The 25,906-nt window shown below is 71.8% G+C and carries 28 protein-coding genes; 7 read left to right on the top strand and 21 right to left on the bottom strand.

Features of this window, described 5'->3' with window-relative positions:
- Window positions 1-46 precede the first annotated feature (46 nt).
- Window positions 47-2,038, bottom strand: a complete 1,992-nt coding sequence (locus tag IEZ00_RS08680; protein WP_189222672.1) for an ethylmalonyl-CoA mutase — start codon at window positions 2,036-2,038, stop codon at window positions 47-49.
- A gap of 113 nt (window positions 2,039-2,151) precedes the next feature.
- On the opposite strand from IEZ00_RS08680, the gene IEZ00_RS08675 reads away from it, so the two are divergent.
- Complete coding sequence (locus tag IEZ00_RS08675; protein ID WP_229795324.1) at window positions 2,152-2,433, top strand: SPOR domain-containing protein; 282 nt, start codon at window positions 2,152-2,154, stop codon at window positions 2,431-2,433.
- On the opposite strand, the gene murA is transcribed toward IEZ00_RS08675, so the two are convergent.
- Window positions 2,423-3,682: a UDP-N-acetylglucosamine 1-carboxyvinyltransferase gene (gene murA / locus IEZ00_RS08670; RefSeq protein WP_189222671.1), complete on the bottom strand. Its 1,260-nt coding sequence runs from the start codon at window positions 3,680-3,682 to the stop codon at window positions 2,423-2,425. The two genes, IEZ00_RS08675 and murA, sit on opposite strands and share 11 nt — an antisense overlap.
- Window positions 3,683-3,763: 81 nt before the next feature.
- On the opposite strand from murA, the gene IEZ00_RS08665 reads away from it, so the two are divergent.
- Both IEZ00_RS08665 and IEZ00_RS08660 read left to right on the top strand, forming a co-directional pair.
- Window positions 3,764-4,336 carry a cob(I)yrinic acid a,c-diamide adenosyltransferase gene (locus tag IEZ00_RS08665; RefSeq protein WP_189222670.1) on the top strand — a complete coding sequence of 191 codons (573 nt, stop codon included), beginning with the start codon at window positions 3,764-3,766 and terminating at the stop codon, window positions 4,334-4,336.
- An 84-nt stretch (window positions 4,337-4,420) separates the two neighbouring features.
- Window positions 4,421-5,542 carry an erythromycin esterase family protein gene (locus IEZ00_RS08660; protein WP_189222669.1) on the top strand — a complete coding sequence of 374 codons (1,122 nt, stop codon included), beginning with the start codon at window positions 4,421-4,423 and terminating at the stop codon, window positions 5,540-5,542.
- 133 nt (window positions 5,543-5,675) lie between these two features.
- Here the strand turns inward: IEZ00_RS08660 and IEZ00_RS08655 are convergent, their stop codons facing one another.
- The 3 genes from IEZ00_RS08655 to IEZ00_RS08645 form a co-directional block, all read right to left on the bottom strand.
- Complete coding sequence (locus tag IEZ00_RS08655; protein WP_189222668.1) at window positions 5,676-6,107, bottom strand: DUF2550 domain-containing protein; 432 nt, start codon at window positions 6,105-6,107, stop codon at window positions 5,676-5,678.
- A 28-nt stretch (window positions 6,108-6,135) separates the two neighbouring features.
- A complete protein-coding gene (locus IEZ00_RS08650; RefSeq protein WP_189222667.1) occupies window positions 6,136-6,501 on the bottom strand; it encodes a F0F1 ATP synthase subunit epsilon in 366 nt (121 codons plus the stop codon).
- 76 nt (window positions 6,502-6,577) lie between these two features.
- The gene (locus IEZ00_RS08645; protein ID WP_189222666.1) at window positions 6,578-7,780 is read right to left on the bottom strand and encodes an MFS transporter; all 1,203 of its coding nucleotides are present in this window, start codon (window positions 7,778-7,780) and stop codon (window positions 6,578-6,580) included.
- A 91-nt stretch (window positions 7,781-7,871) separates the two neighbouring features.
- Here IEZ00_RS08645 and IEZ00_RS08640 point away from each other — a divergent pair, with 91 nt between their 5' ends.
- Window positions 7,872-8,612: an IclR family transcriptional regulator gene (locus IEZ00_RS08640; protein WP_189222665.1), complete on the top strand. Its 741-nt coding sequence runs from the start codon at window positions 7,872-7,874 to the stop codon at window positions 8,610-8,612.
- 88 nt (window positions 8,613-8,700) lie between these two features.
- Here the strand turns inward: IEZ00_RS08640 and atpD are convergent, their stop codons facing one another.
- The 11 genes from atpD to IEZ00_RS08585 form a co-directional block, all read right to left on the bottom strand.
- A complete protein-coding gene (gene atpD, locus IEZ00_RS08635; RefSeq protein ID WP_189222664.1) occupies window positions 8,701-10,134 on the bottom strand; it encodes a F0F1 ATP synthase subunit beta in 1,434 nt (477 codons plus the stop codon).
- Window position 10,135: 1 nt separating this feature from the next.
- Window positions 10,136-11,071 carry a F0F1 ATP synthase subunit gamma gene (locus IEZ00_RS08630; RefSeq protein WP_189222663.1) on the bottom strand — a complete coding sequence of 312 codons (936 nt, stop codon included), beginning with the start codon at window positions 11,069-11,071 and terminating at the stop codon, window positions 10,136-10,138.
- An 8-nt stretch (window positions 11,072-11,079) separates the two neighbouring features.
- The gene (gene atpA / locus IEZ00_RS08625) at window positions 11,080-12,726 is read right to left on the bottom strand and encodes a F0F1 ATP synthase subunit alpha (protein ID WP_189222662.1); all 1,647 of its coding nucleotides are present in this window, start codon (window positions 12,724-12,726) and stop codon (window positions 11,080-11,082) included.
- 46 nt (window positions 12,727-12,772) lie between these two features.
- Window positions 12,773-13,600, bottom strand: coding sequence for a F0F1 ATP synthase subunit delta (locus IEZ00_RS08620; protein WP_189222661.1), 828 nt, complete (start codon window positions 13,598-13,600; stop codon window positions 12,773-12,775).
- A 9-nt stretch (window positions 13,601-13,609) separates the two neighbouring features.
- Window positions 13,610-14,155: a F0F1 ATP synthase subunit B gene (locus IEZ00_RS08615; RefSeq protein ID WP_189223297.1), complete on the bottom strand. Its 546-nt coding sequence runs from the start codon at window positions 14,153-14,155 to the stop codon at window positions 13,610-13,612.
- Window positions 14,156-14,189: 34 nt separating this feature from the next.
- A complete protein-coding gene (locus IEZ00_RS08610) occupies window positions 14,190-14,411 on the bottom strand; it encodes an ATP synthase F0 subunit C (protein WP_189222660.1) in 222 nt (73 codons plus the stop codon).
- A 71-nt stretch (window positions 14,412-14,482) separates the two neighbouring features.
- Window positions 14,483-15,268 carry a F0F1 ATP synthase subunit A gene (gene atpB / locus IEZ00_RS08605; protein WP_229795479.1) on the bottom strand — a complete coding sequence of 262 codons (786 nt, stop codon included), beginning with the start codon at window positions 15,266-15,268 and terminating at the stop codon, window positions 14,483-14,485.
- A gap of 45 nt (window positions 15,269-15,313) precedes the next feature.
- On the bottom strand, window positions 15,314-15,523 hold the full coding sequence (locus tag IEZ00_RS08600) for a hypothetical protein (RefSeq protein WP_189222659.1): 210 nt from the start codon (window positions 15,521-15,523) through the stop codon (window positions 15,314-15,316).
- A gap of 47 nt (window positions 15,524-15,570) precedes the next feature.
- Entirely contained in the window at window positions 15,571-16,008 is a 438-nt protein-coding gene (locus IEZ00_RS08595) for a Cg1360 family ATP-synthase-associated protein (protein WP_229795321.1), read from the bottom strand.
- A gap of 86 nt (window positions 16,009-16,094) precedes the next feature.
- On the bottom strand, window positions 16,095-17,243 hold the full coding sequence (locus IEZ00_RS08590; RefSeq protein ID WP_189222658.1) for a glycosyltransferase family 4 protein: 1,149 nt from the start codon (window positions 17,241-17,243) through the stop codon (window positions 16,095-16,097).
- Window positions 17,244-17,316: 73 nt separating this feature from the next.
- The gene (locus IEZ00_RS08585; RefSeq protein WP_189222657.1) at window positions 17,317-17,967 is read right to left on the bottom strand and encodes an L-threonylcarbamoyladenylate synthase; all 651 of its coding nucleotides are present in this window, start codon (window positions 17,965-17,967) and stop codon (window positions 17,317-17,319) included.
- 156 nt (window positions 17,968-18,123) lie between these two features.
- Here IEZ00_RS08585 and IEZ00_RS08580 point away from each other — a divergent pair, with 156 nt between their 5' ends.
- A complete protein-coding gene (locus IEZ00_RS08580) occupies window positions 18,124-19,785 on the top strand; it encodes an AbeC-like domain-containing protein (protein ID WP_189222656.1) in 1,662 nt (553 codons plus the stop codon).
- Window positions 19,786-19,796: 11 nt separating this feature from the next.
- Window positions 19,797-20,150 carry a hypothetical protein gene (locus IEZ00_RS08575; RefSeq protein WP_189222655.1) on the top strand — a complete coding sequence of 118 codons (354 nt, stop codon included), beginning with the start codon at window positions 19,797-19,799 and terminating at the stop codon, window positions 20,148-20,150.
- A 67-nt stretch (window positions 20,151-20,217) separates the two neighbouring features.
- Here the strand turns inward: IEZ00_RS08575 and prmC are convergent, their stop codons facing one another.
- The 5 genes from prmC to rpmE all read right to left on the bottom strand — a co-directional run bounded on the left by prmC (window position 20,218) and on the right by rpmE (window position 25,325).
- Window positions 20,218-21,081: a peptide chain release factor N(5)-glutamine methyltransferase gene (gene prmC / locus IEZ00_RS08570; protein ID WP_189222654.1), complete on the bottom strand. Its 864-nt coding sequence runs from the start codon at window positions 21,079-21,081 to the stop codon at window positions 20,218-20,220.
- A gap of 137 nt (window positions 21,082-21,218) precedes the next feature.
- Window positions 21,219-22,604, bottom strand: coding sequence for a dihydrolipoyl dehydrogenase (gene lpdA, locus IEZ00_RS08565; protein ID WP_189222653.1), 1,386 nt, complete (start codon window positions 22,602-22,604; stop codon window positions 21,219-21,221).
- 10 nt (window positions 22,605-22,614) lie between these two features.
- Window positions 22,615-23,820, bottom strand: a complete 1,206-nt coding sequence (locus IEZ00_RS08560; protein ID WP_189222652.1) for an acyl-CoA thioester hydrolase/BAAT C-terminal domain-containing protein — start codon at window positions 23,818-23,820, stop codon at window positions 22,615-22,617.
- A gap of 148 nt (window positions 23,821-23,968) precedes the next feature.
- Window positions 23,969-25,030, bottom strand: a complete 1,062-nt coding sequence (prfA, locus tag IEZ00_RS08555; RefSeq protein ID WP_189222651.1) for a peptide chain release factor 1 — start codon at window positions 25,028-25,030, stop codon at window positions 23,969-23,971.
- An 82-nt stretch (window positions 25,031-25,112) separates the two neighbouring features.
- Window positions 25,113-25,325 (bottom strand): 50S ribosomal protein L31, encoded by a 213-nt coding sequence (rpmE, locus tag IEZ00_RS08550; protein WP_189222650.1) that lies wholly within the window; start codon window positions 25,323-25,325, stop codon window positions 25,113-25,115.
- Window positions 25,326-25,577: 252 nt separating this feature from the next.
- Between rpmE and IEZ00_RS08545 the strand changes: the two genes are divergently transcribed.
- Window positions 25,578-25,906 (top strand): hypothetical protein (locus IEZ00_RS08545; protein WP_189222649.1); only part of this gene is annotated, 329 nt, incomplete at its 3' end.

Below are 25,906 nucleotides of genomic sequence, written 5' to 3'. Positions count from 1 at the left end.
TGTCCGGACGCTCGGTCGGTGGTGCCCGGACGCTCGGTTCGCGGGGTCAGCGGGCGTGCGCCTGGCGGATGACGGTGACGATCTCGTCCATGATCTGGGTGAGCTCGTAGTCCTTGGGGGTGAAGACCCTGGCCACGCCGCGCTCGCGGAGCTTCTCGGCGTCGCCGGGCGGGACGATCCCGCCGACGATGACCGGGATGTCCCCGGCGCCTGCCTCGCGCAGCCCGTCGACCACGGCGGGCACGACCTCCAGGTGCGAGCCGGACAGGATCGACAGGCCCACCACGTGCACGTCCTCCTGCACCGCGGCGGCCACGATCTGCGCCGGGGTGAGCCGGATGCCCTGGTAGACCACCTCGAAGCCGACGTCGCGGGCCCGCACGGCGACCTGCTCGGCGCCGTTGGAGTGCCCGTCCAGGCCCGGCTTGCCGACCAGCACGCGCAGCCGCTCCCCCAGCTCCTCGCCGGTCTCGCGGACCCGCTCGCGCACCCGCGCGATCTCCGCGCCCACCTCACCGGAGGCCGACGCGGCGGACACCCCGGTGGGGGCGCGGTACTCGCCGAACGCCTCGCGCAGCGCCCCCGCCCACTCCCCCGTGGTGACCCCGGCACGCGCGCACGCGATGGTGGCCTCCATCAGGTTGTGGTCGCTGCGGGCCGCCGCGCGCAGTTCGTCCAGAGTGGACTGCACGGCCGCGTCGTCGCGCTCGGCCCGCCACTTGCGGATCGCCTCCACCGCCCGGTGCTCCACGGCCGGGTCGACGGTCTCGATCGCGTTCGCGCCCTCGGCCTGCAGTGGCGAGGGCTCGGTGGTGTCGAATCGGTTGACCCCCACCACGACGTCCTCGCCGGTCTCCACCCGGCGGCGGCGCTCGGCCAGCGAGGACACCAGCCGCGACTTCAGGTAGCCGGACTCCACCGCGGCCACCGCGCCGCCCATCGCCTGCACGCGGTCGATCTCCTCGCGCGCCCCGGCGACCAGCTCGGCGACCTTGGCCTCGACCACCCGCGAGCCGGTGAAGATGTCCTCGTACTCCAGCAGGTCCGTCTCGTAGGCCAGCACCTGCTGCATCCGCAGCGCCCACTGCTGGTCCCACGGGCGCGGCAGGCCCAGCGCCTCGTTCCACGCGGGCAGCTGGATCGCGCGGGCGCGGGCGTCGCGGGACAGCGCCACGCCCAGCATCTCCAGCACGATGCGCTGCACGTTGTTCTCCGGCTGCGCCTCGGTCAGCCCCAGCGAGTTGACCTGCACGCCGTAGCGGAAGCGGCGGTGCTTGGGGTCGGCGATGCCGTAGCGGTCGCGGGTGATCTCGTCCCACAGCTGGACGAACGCCCGCATCTTGCACATCTCCTCGACGAACCGCACGCCCGCGTTGACGAAGAAGGAGATGCGGGCGACCACGTCGCCGCGGCGCTCCGCGGGCACCTGCCCGGAGTCGAACACCGAGTCCAGCACCGCGATGGCGGTGGACAGCGCGTAGGCCAGCTCCTGCACCGGGGTCGCCCCGGCCTCCTGCAGGTGGTACGAGCAGATGTTGATCGGGTTCCACCTGGGCGCGTTGGCCACCGTCCAGGCCACCACGTCGGTGATCAACCGCAGGCTCGGTCCCGGCGGGAACACGTAGGTGCCCCGCGACAGGTACTCCTTGATGATGTCGTTCTGCGTGGTGCCCGCGAGCGCGGCCCGGTCCGCGCCCTGCTCCTCGGCGACGCTGACGTACAGCGCGAGCAGCCACATGGCCGTCGCGTTGATGGTCATGGAGGTGTTCGCCTCGGCCAGCGGGATGCCGTCGAACAGCTGCCGCATGTCGCCGAGGTGGCTGATCGGCACGCCGACCTTGCCGACCTCGCCCCTGGCCAGCTCGTCGTCGGGGTCGTAGCCGGTCTGCGTGGGCAGGTCGAAGGCCACCGACAGGCCGGTCTGCCCCTTGGCCAGGTTGCGCCGGTACAGGGCGTTGGACGCGGCGGCGGAGGAGTGGCCCGCGTAGGTCCGCATCACCCAGGGGCGGTCGCGCTCGCGGTCGGCCGGGTAGGGCACGGCAACCTCCGATGGCCGGGAACGTCGTCGTCGTCGCCCAGAGCGTACTGAACGGTAACTAACGCGCACCGTGCCGTTGCTCACTGGATCGGTCCTGGAGGACCATCTACCGCGTGACCACGTTCCTGCTGCTCGCGGTGCTGCTGGGCCTGCTCGCCCTGGTGCTGCGCTGGGCGTTCGGCAACGACCGGCGGGCCGTGCCGGACTACACCGGGGACGACTTCGGCCTGCTCCGCGAGGTCGCCGAGGAGCCGACCGCCGAGGCCGCGCAGGCGCTGGCGGGGCGCCTGCGGGCCGCGGGCATCCGGGCCACCGTGGTCAGCCGGGGCGGCGCGCACCGGCTGATGGTGTTCCCGGCGGACCTGGCCGAGGCCAGGCTGCTGCTCAGGCGGTGACCCGGTCCACCGTCGCGCCCAGCTTGCGCAGGTTCTCCACGAAACCGGGGTAGCCGCGCTCGATGTGGAAGATCTCGTAGACCTCGGTGGTGCCGTCCGCGCACAGCCCGGCCAGCACCAGCCCCGCGCCCGCGCGGATGTCGGAGGCCCACACCGGCGCGCTGGACAGCTTCTCCACGCCCCGGACCACCGCGTGGTGGCCGTCGGTGCGGGCGTCCGCGCCCAGCCGGACCATCTCCTCGATGAACCGGAACCGCGCCTCGAACAGGTTCTCGGTGATCATCGAGGTGCCGTCGGAGACGCTGGACAGCGCGATGGCGAACGGCTGCAGGTCGGTGGCGAAACCGGGGTAGGGCAGCGTCACGAAGTCCACCGACTGCGGCCGGTCGTGCTGCACCACGCGGAAGGTGTCGTGGCCGGAGGTGGTGACCTCCGCGCCCGCCATCCGCAGCTTCTCCAGCACCAGGTCCAGGTGGTGCGGGTCGACCCCGCGCACGGTGATGTCGCCGCGGGTCATGGCGGCGGCGAAGGCCCACGTCGCGCCCACGATCCGGTCGCCGATCACCCGGTGCTCGGTGGGCCGCAGCGACTCCACGCCGTGCACGGTCAGCGTCGAGGTGCCCGCGCCCTCGATCCGGGCGCCCATCTGCTGCAGCATCACGCAGATGTCGACGATCTCCGGCTCGCGCGCGGCGTTGTCGATGACCGTGGTGCCGTTGGCCAGCACGGCGGCCATCAGGATGTTCTCGGTGGCCCCCACGCTGGGGAAGTCCAGCCAGATCTGCGCGCCGTGCAGGCCCTCGGCCTCCGCGACCACGCAGCCGTGCTCGATCTCGCTGCGCGCCCCCAGCTTGCGCAGGCCGCTCTGGTGCATGTCCAGCGGGCGCGAGCCGATCGCGTCGCCACCGGGCAGCGCCACGACCGCGCGCTTGCAGCGGCCCACCAGCGGCCCCAGCACGCACACCGACGCGCGCAGCTTGCCCATCGCCTCGGAGTCGGCGCGGTGGTTGAGCTCGGCGGGCGTGGTGATGGTGGCCACGTCGCCGTCGATGTCCACCTCGCAGCCGAGGCTGCGCAGCACGTCCGCCATCAGCGGGACGTCCAGGATCTCCGGGCAGTTGGTGATCGTGGTGGTGCCCTCGGCCAGCAGCGCCGCGGCCATCAGCTTGAGGACGCTGTTCTTGGCGCCCACCACGTCGACCTCGCCGACCAGCCGCGCACCGCCCTGGACCCGGAAGTGCTCACTCACCAAGGAACTCCAATCTGGAATGGCGTCATCCTACGGAGCGACTGAATCGGGACAGTGCCGGGCGGCCCGTAGGGTGCCGTCATGGCGGTTCACCTGACGAAGATCTACACCCGCGTGGGGGACGACGGCACGACGGGGTTGGGCGACTTCTCCCGCGTGCCCAAGACCTCCCCGCGCATCGCGGCCTACGCCGACGTGGACGAGACCGGGGCGGTGCTCGGCGTGGCGCTGGCGCTGGGCTCGCTGGAGCCCGAGGTCGTCGCGGTGGTGCGCAAGGTGCAGAACGACCTGTTCGACGTGGGCGCGGACCTGTCCACCCCGGTCGTGCCGGACCCGCAGCACCCGCCGCTGCGGGTGACCCAGGCGTACGTGGACCGGCTGGAGCGGTGGTGCGACGAGTTCAACGCCCGGCTGGGCAAGCTGGACTCGTTCATCCTCAGCGGCGGCACCCCCGGCGCGGCGCTGCTGCACCAGGCCCGCACCGTGGCCCGGCGGGCGGAGCGCAGCACGTGGGCGCTGCTGGAGGCCGAGCCGGAGACGACCAGCGCGCTGCCCGCCAAGTACCTCAACCGCGTGTCGGACCTGCTGTTCATCCTGGCGCGGATCGCCAACCCCGAGGGCGACGTGCTCTGGCAGCCCGCCGACAACGCCTGACCCCCGGTTGAGGCTTTTACCGCGATGTCGTCCCGCTTCGCGGCAAAAGCCTCAACCGACGTTTCAACGATACGGTTGAATCCCATGAGTCAGGACATCCGGGACTTCACCACCGCGCCGTGCACCCTGCTGGCACTGGGCGAGCCGACCCACGCGGAACCGGCCTTCGCCCTGGTCCGCAACGAGCTGTTCGCCCAGCTGGCCGCCGAGGGCTTCCGCTCGATCGCCCTGGAGACCGACCGCGCCGCCGCGCTGGTCGTGGACGACTACGTCCGAGGGGGCGCGGGAACCCTCGACCAGGTGATGGCCGAGGGCTTCACCCACGACTTCGGGAGCATCGCGGCCAACCGGCAACTGGTCGCCTGGATGCGCGAGCACAACGCGGACCTCCCGCCGCGGGAGCGCCTGGCCTTCCACGGCTTCGACATCCCCACCGAGACCATGAGCGCCCCCAGCCCCCGGCGTCACCTGGAACGCGCCCGCGACTACCTCGGCCTCGACCTGGACCTCACCGGCCTGCTCGGCGACGACGAGCGGTGGAGCCGCACCGAGGCGGTCCTGGACCCCGCCGAGTCGATCGGCGCCACGCCCGAGGCCGTGCGGCTGCGCGCCATCGCCGACGACATGCTCACCGAGCTCTACGCGCGGGCCCCGGAGCTGATCGCCGCGACCTCACCCGCCGAGTGGTCCCGGACCAGGACGCACCTCGCCGCCGGGATCGACCTGCTGCGCTACCACCACCGGTGCGCGCAGCGCGTGGACCGGCGGGTGCGGCTGCGCGACCTGACCGCCACCAGGGACGCCCTCATGGCCAGGAACCTGCTCGACATCAGGGAGGCCGAGGCCGAGCGGGGCCCGACCCTGGTCTTCGCCCACAACCTGCACCTGCGGCGCACCCCCGGCGCCATGCGCGTGGGGGACGTGGACGTCACCTGGTTCGGCGTCGGGGCCGTCATGGCGTCCCTGCTGGGCGAGCGGTACCGCGTCGTCGTCGGCAGCCTGGGCCGGGGCAAGGCGTTCGAGCTGGGCGAACCCGAGCCGGACACCTACGAGGGTTACCTCCAGCGCCGCGCAAGCACCTGGAGCCTGACCCCGACCAGCGCGATCCCCGACGCCCGCCCCCGCGCCGACAACACCACGAGGCACTACTTCCCCCTGGAGCGGGACGTCCTCGCAGGCTCCGACGCCGTCCTCCACCTCCCCTAACAACGTCGGCAAGTACTACCCGTCCCCCGCCGTCGAGCGCGTAACTACTACCCGCCCTCTGCGGGACGCACGGCGGGTAGTAGTCAACGGCCCGCTGCGGCGGGTCGGGTAGTACTTGCCGACGCGGTGGTTCTTAGCTGGCCCAGGGGATGGAGCGGCCGGGTGGGGCGGATTCGAGCCAGGATAGGAAGCCGGTGAGGGCGTCCGGGCCCATCGCCAGCTCCACCTCGCCGTCAACGGTGCGGCAACGCAGCACCTGGGCGCCCACGGGCATCGCGTACGCCTCAGGAGCGGTGGGCTCGCGGCGGGTGTCGATCTCGAACCCGTCGCGGTGGATCATGCGGTCCGGGCCGATCTTCAGGCTCAGCACCCGGAACCAGGCGAACTCGTCGCCCCGGTAGTGGCCCACGCCCAGGTGCCAGCCGCGCCCGCTCTCGTCCAACCGGGAGCGCAGCGCCACGTGCACGCCCCCGGCGCGCAGCAGGCGGATGCGGCGCCACGCGAAGTACGCGAGGACCACCACCGCGATGAACAGGACCACCCCGACTACTTCGGCGATCCCCACGGCGCTGCCCGCTCGTCCGCGTCCGCCGTCAGACCGTCTGCCCCGCGGCCCGCAGGCGCGCGTTGGCCCTGGCCCGCTCCACCTCGTCGGCGTCCTGGAGCGCCGAGCGCGCCTGCTCCACGTCGATCTCGTGGGCCAGTTCGGCGTCCTCGGCGAGGATGCTCACCCCGTCGGTGGTGACCGACAGGAAGCCGCCGTGCACCGCGGCGGCCACCAGGTCGCCGTCGGTGGTGCGGATGCGCACCACGCCCCCCTCGACCAGCTCGCCGAGCAGCGGCTCGTGGCCGGGCAGGATGCCGATCTCGCCCTCGGTCGTCTGCGCGACCACCGAGGTGGCCGTGCCGGACCACAGGCGGCGTTCCACGGCGACCAGCTGGACGGTCATCTCGGCCACGCGCATCTCCCTCGATCAGGCTGGGGTCGACTGCAGTCTAAACGGTCGCCGCGCGACCGCGCCGCCCCAGCCCGGCTCAAGCGGGTTCGACCCGGCGTTGCGCCGCTCGGGTGATGCCCGTGCGCGTGCCCACCGCCGCGACCGCCAGCGCGCCCAACGCCGCTACCAGCGCGAAGGCGTAGAAGCCCCAGGGGTGGGCCAGACCGGCGGTCAGCAGCGCGCCACCCAGCAGGGGACCGCAGATCGCGCCGACCCGACCGACGCCCGCGGTCCAGCCCAGACCGGTGGCCCGGTTGCCGTCGCCGTAGGTGCGGCCGACGTAGGCGTAGACCAGCACCTGGGCGCTGAACACGAAGCAGCCCGCCAGCAGCACCGCCAGGTACACGCCCGCGCCGGGCAGCCGGACGCTCAGCAGCGCCAGGAACAGCGCGGAGCCGGTGAACCAGGCCAGCGTCGCGGGCCGCACGCCCACCCGGTCGGCCACCGCGCCCGCCACCAGCAGGCCGACCACCGCGCCCACGTTGAGGGTCAGCAGCAGGCCCAGCGCCGCGCCCAGCGGGTAGCCCGCCTGCCGCATGATCTGCGGCAGCCACGTGTTCAGCCCGTAGACCAGCAGCAGGCCCATGAACGAGGCCACCCAGAACGCCAGCGTGGCGCGCAGCAGGCCGGGGGTGAACAGCGAGCCGACCACCCGCCGCGCGGACGTGCCGGAGAACCCGCGCGACTCTGGCAGGCGGCGCGCCATCAGCGGCACCAGCACCAGCGCGGGGGCCGCGCCGATGACGAACAGCGCCCGCCAGCCCCACACCGGGATGACCACGATGCCCAGCAGCGCGGTGAGCACCGCGCCCACGTGGTAACCGGTCATGATCAACGTGGTGGCGCGACCGCCGCGCCCCGGCCCGGTGAACTCGTTGACCAGCGCGATCGCGGTGGGCAGGCAGCCGCCCAGGCCCAGCCCGGCCAGGAACCGCAGCACCGCGAAGACCAGCGCCGACGGCGCGAACGCGCACAGCAGGGTGCACGCGGAGAAACCGGTGACCGCCAGGACCAGCGCCCTGCGCCTGCCGATGACGTCGGTGACGGTGCCGATGGCCAGCGCGCCCAGCATCATCCCGACCAGGCCCACCGTGGACACCGCCGACGCGCTCGCCGGGGTCAGCCCCCACACCCGGTCCTGGAGCAGCACCGGCAGCACCGTGCCCAGCACCACCAGGTCGAACCCGTCCAGCAGCACCGCCGTCCAGCACAGCGGCAGCACCCACCGACCAGCCGACATCGCGCCTCCCTCGGCCCGCGCACCGCGCCCAGCGTGGAGTGCGTCACACTGCGCGCGGCAGAGTCGTTTCCACTGACCGGGAGATGGGCCGATGCCGGTGCCGAAGTCCCTGCTGGGCCGGGCGTTCACCCTCCTGGGCGTGTTCAGCGAGCAGCGGCCGTCGGCCACGCTGTCCGAGCTGAGCAGGCTGTCCGGGCTGCCGCTGAGCACCACCCACCGGCTGGTCCGGGAACTGCTCCAGTGGCGCGCCCTCGACCGCGACGCGCGCGGCCGGTACTCGATCGGCCTGCGGCTGTGGGAGCTGGGGGCGCTCTCGCCGGGCAGCCTGGACCTGCGCGAGCGCGCCCTGCCGTTCCTGGAGGACCTGGTCGAGGTGACGCGGCACAACGCGCAGCTGGCCATCCGCGACGGCCTGGACGCGGTGTTCGTGGAGCGGCTGTCGGCCAGGGACGCGGTCAGCGTGGTCAGCCGGGCGGGCAGCAGGCTGCCGCTGCACGCCACCGGCGTCGGCCTGGTGCTGCTGGCGCACGCCCCCGCGCAGGTCCAGGAGCTGGCGCTGGCGAGCCCGCTGCGGCGGTTCACCTCCCGCACGATCTGCGCGCCCGCCCGATTACGGGAGGCGCTGGCCCAGGTCCGGCGGGACGGCTACGCCATCAGCGACCGGCAGATCGAGATGATCACCTACTCGGTGGCCGCCCCGGTGCGCGACGCGGGCGGCGAGGTGGTGGCGGCGGTGTCGGTGGTCCTGCCGACCGGGGCGCGCACCGACGCCGCCGTGTCCGCCGTGCGCACCTGCGGCCGGGCCATCTCGCGGGCCCTGGGCGCGCCCTGACCCCGTTGACACCGGCCCCGTGAACGCCGGAGGGCCGGAAACCCGCGCGCGGGTTTCCGGCCCTCCGGATCGGCTCTTCGAAATCAGCTCACTTGCCCGCGAGCTTCTTCGCGTTGGCCTCGACGTCGTCGAGCCCGCCGCAGGAGAAGAACGCCTGCTCCGGGTAGTGGTCGAACTCGCCCTTGCAGACGCGGTCGAACGCCTCGATCGTGTCCTTGATCGGCACGAACGAACCGGGCTGGCCGGTGAACTTCTCGGCCACGATGAAGTTCTGGCCCAGGAAGCGCTCCAGGCGACGGGCGCGGCCGACGAGGACCTTGTCCTCCTCGGACAGCTCGTCCATGCCCAGGATGGCGATGATGTCCTGCAGCTCCTTGTACTTCTGCAGGATCCGCTTGACCTCCTGCGCCACCCGGTAGTGCTCCTCGCCGACGATCGACGGCTCCAGGATGCGGGAGGAGGACGCCAGCGGGTCCACCGCCGGGTAGATGCCCTTCTGCGAGATCGGCCGGGACAGCTCCGTCGTCGCGTCCAGGTGGGCGAAGGTGGTGGCGGGCGCCGGGTCGGTGTAGTCGTCCGCGGGCACGTAGATCGCCTGCAGCGAGGTGATCGACTTGCCTCGGGTCGAGGTGATCCGCTCCTGCAGCTCGCCCATCTCGTCGGCCAGCGTCGGCTGGTAGCCCACGGCGGAGGGCATGCGGCCCAGCAGGGTCGACACCTCCGAGCCCGCCTGGGTGAACCGGAAGATGTTGTCGATGAACAGCAGCACGTCCTGGTTCTGCACGTCGCGGAAGTACTCCGCCATCGTCAGCGCGGACAGCGCGACGCGCATGCGGGTGCCCGGCGGCTCGTCCATCTGGCCGAACACCAGGGCGGTGTCGCCGAGGACGCCCATCTCCTCCATCTCCAGCAGGAGGTCGGTGCCCTCACGGGTGCGCTCGCCGACGCCGGCGAACACCGAGGTGCCGGAGAACTCGCGGGCGATGCGGGTGATCATCTCCTGGATGAGCACCGTCTTGCCCACGCCCGCGCCGCCGAACAGGCCGATCTTGCCGCCCTTGACGTACGGGGTCAGCAGGTCGATGACCTTGATGCCCGTCTCCAGGATCTCGGTCTTGCCCTCGAGCTGGTCGAAGGCGGGCGGGTTGCGGTGGATCTCCCACTGCTCGCCGTCGCGGCCGAGACCCGGCTTGTCCAGGCAGTCGCCCAGCGCGTTGAACACGTGGCCCTTGACCACGTCGCCGACCGGCACGGAGATCGCCGCGCCGGTGTCGGTGACGGCGGCGCCGCGGACCAGGCCGTCGGTCGGCTGCATCGAGATGCAGCGGACCAGGTTGTCGCCCAGGTGCTGGGCGACCTCCAGGGTCAGCGTCTTGGCCACCGCTTCGTAGGTGATCTCGACGTGCAGGGCGTTGAACAGCTCGGGCACGGCGTCGCGCGGGAACTCCACGTCGACGACGGCGCCGATCACCCTGGCCACACGGCCGGTGCGGGTGGTGGTGGCAGTAGCGGTAGCAGTCATGTCATTCATCACTTCCTGCGCCACCGGTAAGCGCGGAAGCGCCACCGACGATCTCGCTGATCTCCTGGGTGATCTGGGCCTGGCGGGCCGCGTTCATCTGCCTGCTGAGCGTGCGGACCAGCTCGTTGGCGTTGTCCGTCGCGGCCTGCATCGCGGTCCGCCGGGCGGCGGACTCCGACGCGGCGGACTCCAGCAGCGCGGAGAACAGCCGCGTGTTGACGTACTTGGGCAGCAGCGCGCCCAGCAGGGTCTCCGGGTCCGGCTCGAACTCGTAGCCGGGCACCACCCCGTCGGGCTCCTGGCCGTACTCGACCCCGAGCGGCGCGATGCGCTTGGCGACCGGCTGCTGGCTCAGCATGGACTTGAACTCGGTGTAGACGACGTGGATCTCGTCGACGCCCAGCACCCCGTCGGGGCCGGGGGCGTCGCCCTCGTCGTCGCTACCGGCCAGGAACGCCTTGACCACGGCGTCACCCGCGGCCACGGCGTCCCGGTAGTTCGGCGTCTGGGAGAACCCGGTCCACTCGCCCGCCAGCTCGCGCCTGCGGAAGCGGAAGTACCCCACGCCCTTGCGGCCGGTCACGTACAGCACCGGCTCCTTGCCCTCGGAGCGGAGCAGCGAGATCAGCTCCTCCGCGGCCTTGAGCACGTTGGCGTTGTACGCGCCGCACATGCCCTTGTCGCTGGTGACGACCAGGACGGCGGCGCGCTTGGGCTGCTTGCGCGCCTCCAGCAGCGGGTGGTCCAGGTTCGCCGAGGCGCTGGCCAGCGCGGAGAGCACGCTGGTGATCTCCTCGGCGTAGGGGCGCGAGGCCGCGACCCTGCCCTGCGCCCTGGACAGGCGTGACGTGGCGATGAGCTCGTACGCCTTGGTGATCTTGCCGGTCGAGGTGACCGACCTGATCCGTTGGCGCAGCTCGCGAATCTGTGCGGCCATCGCCTACGTCACTTCTCGTTCGGGGCGGGACGGTTGACCTTCACCGACTCCTGCCCGACCTCGTCCGCGCTCATCGGCTCGGCGGGTGCCTCGCTGATGGGGGCGGCCGCGCCGGAGGCGGTGAACTGCTTCTTGAACTCCGCGACCGCGTCCAGGATGCGCCGCTCGGCGTCGTCGGACAGGACCTTGGACTCCACGATGCCCTGGAGCACGTCGCCGTGGTTGCGGCGCAGGCTGTCCTTGAACTCGGCCAGGAACCGGCGCACGTCGCCGACCGGCACGTCGTCCAGGTGGCCCTTGGTGCCCAGGTAGATCTCGACGACCTGCTCCTCGACCGGCACCGGCGAGTACTGGGCCTGCTTGAGCAGCTCCACCAGCCGGGCGCCGCGGTCGAGCTGGGCGCGCGAGGCGGCGTCGAGGTCGGAGGCGAACGCGGAGAACGCCTCCAGCTCGCGGAACTGCGACAGGTCCAGGCGCAGCGAGCCCGCGACCGTCTTCATCGCCTTGATCTGCGCGGCGCCACCCACGCGGGACACCGAGATGCCCACGTTGATGGCCGGGCGCACACCGGCGTTGAACAGGTCGGACTCCAGGAAGACCTGGCCGTCGGTGATGGAGATGACGTTGGTCGGGATGTAGGCCGACACGTCGTTGGCCTTGGTCTCGATGATCGGCAGACCGGTCATCGAGCCGCCGCCCATGTCGTCGGACAGCTTCGCGCAGCGCTCCAGCAGGCGCGAGTGCAAGTAGAAGACGTCGCCGGGGTAGGCCTCGCGGCCCGGCGGGCGGCGCAGCAGCAGCGAGATGGCGCGGTAGGCCTCCGCCTGCTTGGTCAGGTCGTCGAAGATGATCAGGACGTGCTTGCCCTGGTACATCCAGTGCTGGCCGATGGCGGAGCCGGTGTAGGGCGCCAGCCACTTGAAGCCCGCGGGGTCGGACGCCGGGGCGGCCACGATGGTGGTGTACTCCATCGCGCCCGCCTCCTCCAGCGCGGCCTTGACGCCCGCGATGGTGGAGCCCTTCTGGCCGATGGCGACGTAGACGCAGCGGACCTGCTGCTTCGGGTCGCCGCTCTCCCAGGCCTTCTTCTGGTTGATGATCGTGTCCACGCAGACCGCGGTCTTGCCGGTCTTGCGGTCGCCGATGATCAGCTGGCGCTGGCCGCGGCCGATCGGGGTCATCGCGTCGATGGCCTTGATGCCGGTCTGCATCGGCTCGCTCACCGGCTGGCGCTCCAGCACGGTGGCCGCCTGCAGCTCCAGGGCGCGCTGGCCCTCGGCCGCGATCTCGCCGAGGCCGTCGATCGGCTGGCCGAGCGGGTTGACCACGCGACCCAGGAAGGCGTCGCCGACCGGCACGGAGAGCACCTGGCCGGTCCGGCGGACCTCCTGGCCCTCCTCGATCTGGTCGAAGTCGCCCAGGATGACCGCGCCGATCTCGCGGACCTCCAGGTTCAGGGCCACGCCGAGCACGCCGCCGGGGAACTCCAGCAGCTCGTTGGTCATCGTGCCGGGCAGACCCTCGACGATGGCGATGCCGTCGTAGGTCTCGGCGACGACACCGACCTCTTCCCGGTTGACCTCCGGGGAGTAGCTCGAGACGTACTTCTCGATCGCACTGCGGATCTCGTCCGACGAGATCGTCAGCTCCGCCATGTCGTTCCTGCTCTCACTTCGTTCATGGGAAAGGGGCTAACTGCGGTCAGCCTGCGAGGTCGCGGCGGAGGGCCGCCAGCCGACCCGCCACGCTGCCGTCGATGACCTCGTCGCCGATCTTGATCAGCAGGCCGCCTGCCAACGAGGGGTCCACCTCGACGTGCAGTGCGATCGGTCGTGAGTAGATCCTGGTCAACGTGGCGACCAGGCGGTCCTGCTGCTCGACGGACAGCTCAACAGCAGAACGCACGTGGGCCACCGAACGTTCCCGGCGCTTGGCGGCCAGCTCGGCCAGCCTGCCCAGGCCCGGCACCACGCCCAGCCCGCGCGGGGTGCGCACCAGCTGGGTGGCCAGCACGCGGGTGACCTGCTCGACCTTGCCCGAGATGAGGCTGTCGAGCAGGGCCAGCTTGCCCGCGGTGTCACCCGCCGGGTCGGTCAGCACCCGCTCCAGGTCGGTGTCGCCCGCGATGATGCGGCCGAGCCGGAACAGCTCGTCCTCGACCGCGTCGAGGCGGCCGTCGCGCTCGGCCCGGACCAGCAGCGCGGTGCGGGCCAGCGACTCCAGGCCGTCGACCAGCTCGCGCGGGCTGGACCACTTGGCGGTGACCACGCTGACCAGCACGGTCAGCGTCGGGTCGGACACCTTGCCGCCCAGCAGGGTGCGAGCCAGCCGCTCGCGCCCGGCCGGGTCGGACGAGGAGTCGCCGAACGCGCGCCGCAGCTGCGGCTGCGCGCTCAGCAGGTCGACCACGGAGAACAGCTCTTCACCGAGCGCGGTGAGCGCGTCGGCGCTGGCGGTGGCCTCGACCAGCTCCAGCAGCCGCAGTTCGGCGGCTGCCAGAGCGTCGCGACTCGCGGCGTGCAGCGTCATGGACCGTCCCTACTTGGTCGCCGGCGCCGCGGTGGCGTCCAGCTCGTCGAGGAAGCGGTCCACGGTGCCGCGGCGCCGGGCCTCGTCCTCCAGGGACTCGCCCACCACCTTGCCCGCGAGCTCGACCGCCACGCGGCCCAGGTCGGCGCGCAGCTCCGCGACGATCTGGGCGCGCTGCGCGTCGAGCTGGTGCTGGCCCTGCGCGACGATCCGCGCGGACTCGGCCTGGGCCTGCTCCCGCATCTCGTCGATGATCTGCTGGCCCTCGGCCCGCGCGTCGTCGCGGATGCGGGCGGCCTCGGCGCGCGCCTCGGCCAGCTGCTCCCGGTACTGCTCGAGCGTCCGTTGCGCCTCGGCCTGCGCGGCCTCGGCCCTGGCGATACCGCCCTCGATCTTCTCGGTGCGCTCGGCGAGCACCTTCTGGAAGAGCGGCAGCACCTTCTTCCAGAAGACGAAGCCGATGATCGCCAGGCAGACCGCGGACCAAACGATGTCGTAGACGGCCGGGACGAGGGGACTCGGAGTCCCCTCGGCCGCCAGGATCAGGCCGGTCATGGTGGTCACCGCCTTCTCTTATGGGTTCGGTCGATCAGGTGAAGAGGAAGCCGGCGACGAGACCGATCAGGGCCAGGGCCTCGGTGAACGCGATACCCAGGATCATGGTGGTGCGGAGCTGACCGGACAGCTCGGGCTGGCGGGCCATCGCCTCGACGGTCTTGCCGGACACGATGCCCACACCGATGCCGGGGCCAATCGCGGCAAGGCCGTAGCCGATGGCGTTGACGTTGCCTGCGACCTCAGCAAGGTTCATTTCTGTTCGTTCCCTTTCCGGTTGGCCCGCGCCGGGTGCTCCCGGCGCGGGTCGTCCCAAAACTCTGGGTCTCAGTGCTCCGCGTGGAGCGCACCGTCGATGTAGACGGCGGTGAGCAGGGTGAAGATGTAGGCCTGGAGGAACTGCACCAGCAGCTCGAAGATCGTGAAGACGAGCCCCATCAGCAGGGACACCGCCCCCACGGGCGCCAGCAGGAAGTTCCCGGCCTGGAACATCAGGAACCACGCGGCGCTGAAGAACAGCACCAGGGTCATGTGGCCGGCCAGCATGTTCGCCATCAGACGGATCATCAGCGTGCCGGGGCGGATGATGAACGTCGAGGCGAACTCGATCGGCGTCACGAGGATGTACAGCGGCTTGGGCACGCCGGGCGGGAACAGGTTCGACTTGAAGTACTGGCCCGCGCCCTGGGCCTTGATGCCCGCGTAGTTGAACGCCAGGTACGCGACGACCGCCAGGACCAGGGGCAGGCCGATGCGGGCGGTGGCGGGCATGTTCAGCAGCGGGATGACGCCCGAGAGGTTGGCCGCCCAGATCAGGAAGAAGAACGTGGTCAGCAGCGGCAGGAACCGCCTGCCGTTCTGCTTGCCCAGCACGTCTTCGGCGATGTTGACCCGGACGAAGTCCAGCGCCAGCTCACCCAGGTTCTGCACACCCCGCGGCACCAGCTTCGGACGGCGCAGCGCGATCAGGAAGAACGCCGCCAGGAGCACCGTCATGAGGATGCGGATCAGCATGATCCGGTCGACCTCGAACGGGGTACCTTCGAACAGCAGGGCAGGAGGGAAGAACTCTTCGATAGAGGGCTTGTGGAACTCGGCGCCCTCGGCAAGCACCAAGGTGTTCAGCGTGCTCTCCCTGCAGTCGCGGTCGGCGCTGCGTCAGCCCCGGCCGTGGCGTACATAGACGATGTAGAACCCCGTGACAAAGCCCACCGCAAGCCCGATCGGTGTCCAGACCCGGCTGTCGGTGGCCCTGTCGATGAGAAAGCCGATGCCACCCCAGACCGCGGGGCCGGACACCAGCGTGCCGATGATCGACCAGACAGCGCCGTCACCCCTTCGGGGTGTTTTGTCTGACTTGTCACTCATCTACCCCGCACCCTACCAACCAGTCGTCCCACGTCCGTACACGGGGGTTAACGGGCATCGCTCTGACCAGTGCCGGAGGGGTCCACGTACAGCATCCTCGCCTTGAGCACCACCCGCGTCTCGGCGGCCAGGACCACCACGATCGAGACCAGGACGACGACTCCGAAAACGGTCTTGGAGTAGAACGTCAAGTCCCTCAACAGGGCTAGAGCGGCGATCACGATGATCACTTTGAGCAACCAGCTGCCCATGATGGCCCCGCCCGTCACCACCGGCGTCGCCTTGACCGTGAGCAGCACCGACAGCAGCGTGACGAGCAGGAAGCTGCCCGCGATGGCGCCCCCGAGCAGCGCGCCCCACACCCCGGCCGCGCCGGAGGTGAACCAGCCGACGACGGCCGCGATCACCACCACCGGCACCAGCACGAGGAGGGACTGGCGCAACGCCTTGCGCGTCACGTCGGCGGCGTCGAGGGTTCGAGTCACGGGTCCATTGTCGCTGGTCGCCCCGACCAACCAGCCACCGGGTGGCAGCGGGTGGCAGCGCTTGGCAGCGGAGGCGGGGGTCGCCGCTACCGCCGCGCCTCGCGCAGCCGGGGCACGGCCGAGACGAAGAACGCCAGCAGCAGCCCGATGCCCAGGCACCACACCACCACGACCACGTCGAACACGGTCAGCGCGACCGCGCTGAAGGCCAGCACACCCGCCCACAGGTAGATCAGCAGCACGGCCCGCCGCTGCGAGTGGCCGATCTCCAGCAGGCGGTGGTGCAGGTGCATCTTGTCCGCCGAGAACGGGCTCTCCCCGCGCCTGGTGCGCCGGACCACCGCCATCAGCAGGTCCAGCAGCGGCACGAACAGCACCGCCGCCACCACCAGCAGCGGGGACAGCAGGCCCAGCACGTCGGTGGCGCCGAGGCTGTCGTAGTTGAGCTTGCCCGAGGCCGAGGTGGTGGCCGCGGCCAGCATCAGGCCGATCAGCATCGACCCGGAGTCGCCCATGAAGATCCGGGCCGGGTTGAAGTTGTGCGGCAGGAAGCCCAGGCACGCGCCCGCCAGCGTGGCGGCGATCAGCGCGGGCGGGTACGAGCCCACGTCGCCCTGGTTCTTGGCCAGCACGCCGATGCAGAACGCGCAGGTGGCCGCCGCGGCGATGAGCCCGATGCCCGCCGCCAGGCCGTCCAGGCCGTCCACGAAGTTCATCGCGTTGATCATGGTGACCGCGAGCAGCACGCTCAGCACCGCGCCCTGGTTCTGGTCCAGCGCCAGCAGCGCGCCCTTGTCCGCGCCCCACGGCACCCAGAAGAACAGCCACTGCAGGCCGAACAGCACCAGGATGCCCGCGGCGGTCACCTGGCCCGCCAGCTTGGTCAGCGAGTCCAGCTCGAACCGGTCGTCCAGGACGCCGACCAGCACGATGACCCCGCCGCCGACCATCACCGCGTACGGGTCGTTGGAGAAGTCGAAGGCCGAGCGCAGCACCGGCAGCTGGTGCGCCAGCAGCATCCCGCCCAGCACGCCGCCGTACATCGCCAGACCACCCATCCGGGGCATGGGCTTGACGTGCACGTCGCGTTGCCGGGGGTAGGCGACCGCGCCGATGCGGAAGGCCAGCAGGCGGACGAGCCCGACGAGCAGGAACGTCACCACCGCGGCGGTCAGCGCGACGAGGAGGTACTCCCGGACGGGGAGCACGGCGGAGGAGGCAGGCAACTGGCCCACTGGAGCTAGCCCCTCGGAGGTGGGGGTGGGAACACTGGGAGGAGCACCACGCTACCCCGTCGTCGAAGATCCACTAGCGGGCGACCTCGACTTCGACGCCCAGCGCCTTGGAGACCTCCGCGACCGGCACCGCGCCCTCGCGCAGCACCACCGCGTCCGGGCCGGTCAGGTCGACGATGGTGGAGGCGACGTTCTCCGTCGCGGGACCGCCGTCGAGGTAGACCGCGACGTCCTCGCCGAGCTGCTCCACGGCCTCGGCCGCGGTGCCCGCGGGCGGGAAGCCGGACTTGTTGGCGCTGGAGACGGCCATCGGGCCGACGTCGCGCAGCAGCTCCAGGGCCACCGGGTGCAGCGGCATCCGCAGCATCACCGTGCCGCGGGTCTGCCCGAGGTCCCAGGCCAGCGACGGCGCGTGCGGCAGCACCAGGGACAGCCCGCCCGGCCAGAACGCCTCGATCAGCGCGCGGGCCTGCCTGGGCACCGAGAGGACCAGGCCGTCGATGGTCGTCCAGGAGCCGACCAGCACCGGCACCGGCATGTCCGGGCCGCGCCCCTTGGCGGCCAGCAGCGAGCGCACCGCGGCGGCGTCGAAGGCGTCGCAGCCGATGCCGTAGACCGTGTCGGTGGGCAGCACCACGAGCCGTCCGGAGCGGACCGCAGCCGCAGCGGCGGCGAGGCCGGCCGTCCGATCTTCCTGGACCCCGCAGTCGTAGACCGTACTCACCCGGCGAATCCTGGCACAGCCCGTCCGGCGGCCTCCGACGGCCTCCGCCTCACCCGAAGTCCACTCGATCGGCCCAGGACATTCGGGACCGCTCCCCGCCCGTGCCGTCCAGAATGCGGGGTATCGCGTTCCCGGCCGCGGGGAGTGGATGACCGAATGCCCGAAAAAGACGGGGTGACCCGGTACCTGTGCGCGGCGGCGCACCTGGACCGCAAATTCGCCGACGACGCCATCCGCGAATTCCTGACCGAGCCGACCAGGGCATTCGCCCCGTCGCCGGGGGTGGACGGCGGCGCGGTGCTGCGCGAGGCGGTGGCGGCCCGGACCAGGCGCAGGACGCGCGACGCCGTGCTGTGCGTGCTGGTGCTGCTGTTCGCCTTCGCCGCGCCGCTGACGACCCTGTGGTGGGCGGTGATCGCGGTGATCGCGGCGTTGCCCCGGTGGGGCGCCCGGCTGGCCAAGCCGAGCGACCCTCGAAATCCGCAGGCGAAAAGCGCTCCGCCCGCGCTCTTCGTGGGTTTGGTGGTGGCCGCCTTATACCTGCTCGTCCAAATCGTCATGTACACGACCGGTGAATCGCTGTTCGACAGCGGTTCCCGGTACGACTCCCGGTACGAGGAGGACCCCGAGCCCGTCCCGGTGGTTCCGTTCCTGATCGCGCCGCTGATCGTCCTGGTGGTCCTGCTGGACCGGCTGGCGGTGTGGTCGATGCTGACCACGAGCTTCCGCCGCGACCGGTTCCGGGCCCCCACCACCACCGACCGGTGGCTGGGCGAGCGGCGGGTGCGCAGCCTGGGCCACCGCGCCCACGAGGCCGAGCTGGCCGCCTGGGACGGCGGGGACGCCTCGGCGGGCGCCGGGCCGGTGACCACCGTCTACCGCGGCTACGACCCGTTCGTGGGCGCCGGGCTGAGCTACCAGCCGTGGTCGCTGGCCTTCCCCCTGGACCCGAAGGACCCGGAGCGGGCCGTCACCCCGTTCACCCTGGCCGAGCTGTACGACGCGGTGCAGCACGACCTGCTGTCGCTGGGGCGCTCCGCCGCGCTCTCGCCGAGCAACCGGCTCAGCGGGCTGACCGCCGTGGAGCGGGTGGTGGTGCCCGCGGACGACCTGGTGGCGCGCGTCGGCGAACCGGAGGCCGCGGCCGTGCTGCCGGACCCGCGCGGCAGGCCGAACCGCACCCTGCCCAGGGAGGTCGCCGACCGGGTGCTGGCGGGTCCGCTGGAGTGGATGCGGTACTTCCGGTGCTTCCAGGTCCAGACCTGGGACCTGGACCTGGTGGTGTCGTCCTACCTGCACCTGGGCTCGGACGAGCGGATGCTCTACGTCGAGTGGACGCCCTGCGTGCTGCTGCCGGTCAAGGACGGGTACCGGGCCATCGACCGCATGTCGCGCACGCCGTGGTGGCCGGTGGTGCGGACGCTGGGGGTGCTGGCGCGCCTGCCGGTGACGTTCTTCGGGCGGCTGTGGCACGCGACGATGCCGATCCTGCCCATCCGCGAGCAGCGCGGCCAGGTCCGGGCCGAGCGGTACGGCGCGCTGCGCAGCCTGCGGGAGATGGGCGCGGCCGACGACGTGCAGGACTACTTCCAGCGCACCGACCTGGAGCGCTACATCAAGCTCATGGAGGCCCGCCTGCTCCGGTCGATCGGCCGGTTCCTGGAGGAGCGGGGCATCGCGGTCACCGAGTTCATGGCCCAGGCCAACCAGGTGTTCAGCAAGAACGTGCACATCGAGGGCTCGGTCACCGGCAACGTGTTCGTCGGCGACCACAACAGGAGCGGGAACGTCTCGGCGACGGCCCGCCCGAACGGGTGAGGGGCGGTGCGGTGAACGACCACGGCATCCAGGTCGGCGGCGACGCGACCGGCAACTTCGTCATCGGCGACCACAACACCACCGGCGACGTCGTCACCGGTCCGCGCGCCGACGCCCTCGCCGAGGCGCGGGCCCTGCTGGCCGCGCTGCGCGCCGAGGTGGCGGCGAACCCGGAGGGCACGCCCGGCCGCGAGTCGGCCCTGGACACCCTCGACGACCTCGACGCCGAACTGGCCGAGCCGCGGCCCAGCCCGCCGCGCGCCCAGCGCCTGCTGGACCGGCTCTCCCAGCGGCTCACCGGTGGTCTCGCCACGGCCACCAGCGCGGTCGAGCTGGCCGAGAAGGTGCAGGCCCTGTTCGCCTAGCCCCCAGCGTCTGCAAGTACCACCCGGCACGCCCACGAGGGCCGCTGACCACTACCCGTGGGCGGAGCTAGCGCCTGCGGGCGGTGGCGAAGCGGGGGCGGCCCGCGAGGTCGCGGTGGTCGGCGGCGTCGTCCAGGTCCGGGTGGGCTGCCAGCAGGGCCGGGACGGACTCGCCCTGGGTGTCGTCGTGCTCGATCCCGACGTGGCCGCCTGGCCGCAGCAGGCGCGCCGCCAGGCCGACCACGTGGCGGATCACGTCCAGCCCGTCCGGCCCGCCGAACACCGCCTGGCGGGGGTCGTGCTCGGCCACCTCGGGCTGCACCGGCGTGTCGTCCGGCACGTACGGCGGGTTGCACACCACCAGGTGCACTCGCCCGTCCAAGTCGGACAGCACACCCGATGAGGTGACGTCGCCCTCGTGCAGGGTGATCGGGGGGTCGCCCGCCGCCGCGCGGGCCTCGGCGTTGCGGCGCGTCCACCCCAGCGCCACCGGGTCGCGCTCGACCGCGTGCACCACGGCGTCGCGGCGGCGGTGCGCCAGGGCCAGCGCCAGCGCCCCCGACCCGGTGCACAGGTCGACCACCACCGGCTCCGGCACGCCGTCCACGGCGGACAGCGCCCACTCCAGCAGCAGCTCGGTCTCCGGGCGCGGCACGAACACGCCGGGGCCGACCAGCAGGTCGACCCCGCCCAGGTGCACCGAGCCGGTGAGGTGCTGCAGCGGGACCCGCTCGGCCCGCCTGCGCACCAGCTCGCGCAGCGCCTCCACCACCGGCGGGTCGACCTGGCCCACCAGCGGCAGCCGCGACCTCGGCACGCCGAGCACGTGGGCGGCCAGCAGCTCGGCGTCCACCCTCGGGCTGTCCACACCCGCCGCGGCCAGCACGCGCTCGGCTTCCAGCACGGCCGGGCGCAGCGGATGTCTGCTCATGCCCCGAACTCTAACCGCCTGCAAGTACTACCCGGCCCACCGGAACGGGCCGCTGACTACTACCCGGCTCGCGGCACACCGGGCCGGGTAGTAGTTACGCGCTCGACGAGGGCACACGGGTAGTACTTGCCGGTGCGTCAGAAGTTGATCATGTGACCGGCCAGGCCGTGCACGGCCTCCTTGACCGCCTCGCTCAGCGTGGGGTGGGCGTGCACGTTGCGCGCCACCTCGTGCACCGTGAGGTCCCACTGCTGCGCCAGGGTCAGCTCCGGCAGCAGCTCGGTGACGTCCGGGCCGATCATGTGCGCGCCCAGCAGCTCGCCGTACTTGGCGTCGCTGATCAGCTTCACGAAACCGCTCGGGTCGGCCAGGCCGTGCGCCTTGCCGTTGGCGGTGAACGGGAACTTCGCCACCTGGACGTCGTAGCCCTTCTCCCGCGCCTGCTCCTCGGTCCAGCCGAAGCTGGCGATCTGCGGCTGGCAGAAGGTCGCCCTCGGGATCATCGCGAAGTCCAGCTCCATGGTCTCCGCGCCCGCGATGGTCTCCGCCGCCACGATGCCCATCGACTCCGCCGCGTGGGCCAGCATCAGCTTCGCGGTCACGTCGCCGATGGCGAAGATGTGCGGCACGGTGGTCCGGCCGCGGTTGTCCACCGCGATGGCGCCGCGCTCGGTCAGCTCCACGCCGGTGTTCTCCAGGCCGTAGCCCTCCACCCGCGGCTGGAAACCGATGGCCTGCATGACCTTGTCGGCCTCCAGGACCTCCTGCTCGCCGTCCTTGGAGACGGTGACGCGGACCTTCTCGCCGCTGTCGTCGATGGACTCCACGCGCGTGGAGGTGCGCACCTCGATGCCCAGCCGCTTGTAGCGCTTGGCCAGCTCGGTGGAGACCTCGACGTCCTCCAGCGGCACCATCCGGTCGAGGAACTCGACGATGGTCACCTTGACGCCGTAGTTGTGCAGCACGTAGCCGAACTCGACGCCGATCGCGCCCGCGCCCGCGATGACGATGCTCTCCGGCAGCTCCTCCGAGAGGATCTGCTCCTCGTAGGTCACCACGCGGTCGGACAGCTTCGTGCCGGGCAGCAGGCGGGTCTTGGCGCCCGCGGCGATGATGGCGTGGTCGAAGGTGATGGTCTCGTCGCCGACCTGGATGGTGTTGGCGTCGGTGAACGTGCCGAAGCCGTTGTACTCCGTGATGCCGTTCTTCTTCATCAGGAAGTGCACGCCCTTGACGCGCCCGTCGGCGACCTTGCGGCTGCGCTGGAAGGCCGCGCTGTAGTCGAACCGGACCGTGCCGTCGACCTGGATGCCGAAGGTCTTCTGCTCGTGGGTGAACAGGTGCGCCAGCTCGGCGTTGCGCAGGAGCGCCTTGGACGGGATGCAGCCCACGTTCAGGCAGACCCCGCCCCAGTAACGCTCCTCGACGACCGCCGTCTTCAGCCCGAGCTGGGCCGCGCGGATCGCGGCGACGTACCCGCCTGGCCCCGCACCGAGGACCACGACGTCAAAGTGTGCGCTCATGCGCACAACACTAGGTCCCCAGCTGTTCGGAGAAGAACTCGATGGCCCGTCGCCACGCGTCCGCCCGCGCCGCCGCCGTCGCGGCGGGCGCACCGCCCACGAGGAAGGGCACGTCGGGGCCGGGGATCACCAGGTCGGTGGTCGGCCGGTGCGGCGGGCCCGCGATCAGGTGTCCCGCTTCCGGGTACACCACGTGCTCGTACCGGAACGGGTGATCGTGCGCGGCCAACCGGCGCTCGGCGACCTCGCTCAGCTCCACGCAGGGCCAGCTCGCGTCCCGCCCGGATGAGAGCAGCAACACACCCCCGTTGATCCGCTCCACCGGGATCTCGGTCTCCTCCGGGATGCCGTCGGTGAGGTCGAACGCCAGCCCCAGCGGCACCGGGTCGCCGTTGACCACCCGCGCCCGCAGCTCGTCCGGGAGCGAGTAGGGCAGGTACGGCAGCGGGCGGCCCTGCCACGTCCACGACGCGGCCTCGCCGTCCAGCTTCTGCAGCAGCCTGCGGCCCGGCGCGATGCCCTGGGTGACCACGCCGCTGCCGACCACGCTGACCACGGCCCGGACCTGCGGGAACGTCGCCCCGACCAGCAGCGCCAGCTCACCGCCGCGCGACCTGCCGATGACCCCGACCTCGCCCGCGCGCCCCTTGAGGTGCTCGATGCCCGCGCCGAAGTACTCCAGCGGGATGTCGACCAGGTCGTCGGGCACGCCCGGAGCACCGAAGTAGGCCAGCGCCAGCGCCGCGAACCCGTGCCCGGCCAGCAGCGCGGCGTCGAGCTCGTGCAACCCGCCCTCGGAGCCGCTCAGCACCACCACGCCGGGGTGGGTGTCGTCGTCGTCCGGTTCGAACAGCACGCCGACCAGGCCGTTGTCGCGGACTTCGGTCCTCCGCACGCCCCTGGGCACGGTTCGCCGGTCCAGCTCGACCTTGCCCACGCCCGCGACCTCCAGCAGGGTCGGTCCCGGTTCGTCGCCGGTCCGCTCCGCCGACCAGAACAGGCCCATCGGGTCGACGCCCTGGTAGCTGCCCTCCAGGGGCGCGTGCCGGGTCACGTCGACCACGCCGCGCTCGTCGGCGGCGAACACCGCCTCAGCGGCCCAGTCGCCGGTGGTCAGGCGGATCGTGACGGCCTGGTCGGGGGTCAGCCCGGTGACCACGATGGACAGCTCGGCGTCCAGCGGCGCGCTCTGCGGGTTGACCAGGATGTCCGCCATCGCGCCCCCTCGGCGTGTGTCACCCGCCCGAGCGAGCGGGAGTCCTACCCCTCCATGGTGCGAGGTCCACCCTGCGTCCACAAGCGGACGATCTACCCCACCACCCCGCGAGTCGAACGCTCAGGTACCGCGGGGTGGGCGTGCGGGGTCAGGAGGCGGAGAGGCGGGCGGCGCGGTCGGCGGCGGCGAGGGCGTCGAGGACGGCGTCGAGGTCGCCGTCGAGGACCTGGTCCAGGTTGTGCGCCTTGTAGCCGACCCGGTGGTCGGAGATGCGCGACTCGGGGAAGTTGTAGGTGCGCACCCGCTCGGACCGGTCCACCGTCCGGATCTGCGTGCGCCGCGCGTCGGAGGCCTCCTGCTGGGCCTTCTCCTCGGCCAGCGCGGTCAGCCTGGCCTGGAGCACCTGCATCGCGCGGGCCTTGTTCTGCAGCTGCGAGCGCTCGTTCTGGCAGGAGACCACGATGCCGGTCGGCAGGTGGGTGATCCGCACCGCCGAGTCGGTGGTGTTCACGCTCTGCCCGCCCTTGCCGGAGGACCGGAACACGTCCACCCGCAGGTCGTTCTCGTCGATCTCGACCTCGACGTCCTCGGTCTCCGGGAACACCAGCACGCCCGCCGCCGAGGTGTGGATGCGGCCCTGGGACTCGGTCACCGGCACCCGCTGCACGCGGTGCACGCCGCCCTCGTACTTCAGCCGCGACCACACCCCGTCGGGTGAGTCGCCTCGGCCCTTGATGGCCACCGTGACGTCCTTGAACCCGCCCAGGTCGGAGTCGGTGCCGTCGAGCACCTCGGCCTTCCAGCCCTGCCGCTCGGCGTAGCGCAGGTACATCCGCAGCAGGTCGCCCGCGAACAGCGCGGACTCCTCGCCGCCCTCGCCGGACTTGATCTCCAGCACCACGTCGGCGGAGTCGTGCGGGTCGCGGGGCAGCAGCAGCTCGGTGAGCTTCTCCTCCAGCGCGGGCACGCGCGCGGCCAGCTCCTCGGCCTCGGCCGCGAACGCCGGGTCCTCGGCGGCCAGCTCGCGGGCCGCCTCCAGGTCGTCGCGCACCTGCTCCAGCTCGCGGGCGGTGCGCACGATCGGGGTCAGCTCGGCGTAGCGCTTGCCCAGCTTGCGCGCCCCCGCCTGGTCGGCGTGGACCGACGGGTCGGCGAGCTTGGCCTCCAGCTCGGCGTGCTCGGCGAGCAGGGTGTCCAGTGGCGCGGTCACGGTGGTGCTCCGGGGCTAGGAGGGGTCTGGAGACGACAAACGGCGCCCACCCAGCCGCGCTGGGTGGACGCCGTCGGAGCAGCTACTTGGCGCGCTTGCCGTAGCGGGCCTCGAAGCGCGCGACCCGACCACCGGTGTCGAGGATCTTCTGCTTGCCGGTGTAGAACGGGTGGCAGTTGGAGCAGACCTCGACGTGGATCGTGCCGGAGGACTTGGTGCTGCGGGTGGTGAAGGTGTTGCCGCAGCCGCAGGTGACCTCGGTCGTCACGTACTCGGGGTGAATGCCAGTCTTCAACGTCTTGTCCTGTTCTGCTGGGGTGGCCGCCGGGTCCTCCGCGGAGGTGAACGCGGGGGTGAACCGGAGCCGGACTCGACCTGACAGTCTGCCAGATCTGCTGACACCTGCTGCAACGCACCCGGCGCCCGCCCTGTTCCGTGGCCGAGCTCACTACCACTCGCCGATCGGCTGCGACCACTGGGCGCACGGGCACGGCCCCGTGGGGGCACGCCTGCTGCACCGGCGGCGTTTCGACCCCACACTGTGCCGGTGCTGTGCGTGACCGGGAGCCCGTTGCGGCTGATCACGTGGTTGGCGGTGCCGGTGCTGTTCATCAGCGCCGTGCTCGGCCTGGTCGGGTTGGCCTGCCTGCTGCTGGACCTGCCCGGCGAGGGGGTGGGGCTGTCCACCACCCTGTTCGGCGCCGCGACCGCGGTGACCGGCGTGACGGGCGGCGCGGTGACCTGGACCTCGGCCTGGCAGCGCAGGTGGCTGCGCCTGGCCTACCCGGCCGCGCTGCTGGTGGCGGGCGTGGCGGTGGACGGCGTGCGGTTGCCGGTCGCGGTGGTCGTCGCGGTGGGCCTGCCCTCGGTCGCCCT

It is taken from the genome of Saccharothrix coeruleofusca, from assembly GCF_014648515.1.
GTDB classification, from domain to species: domain Bacteria; phylum Actinomycetota; class Actinomycetes; order Mycobacteriales; family Pseudonocardiaceae; genus Actinosynnema; species Actinosynnema coeruleofuscum.
The sequence above is the reverse complement of the archived record's forward strand: the minus strand, read 5'-3'. Positions and strand labels throughout refer to the sequence as shown.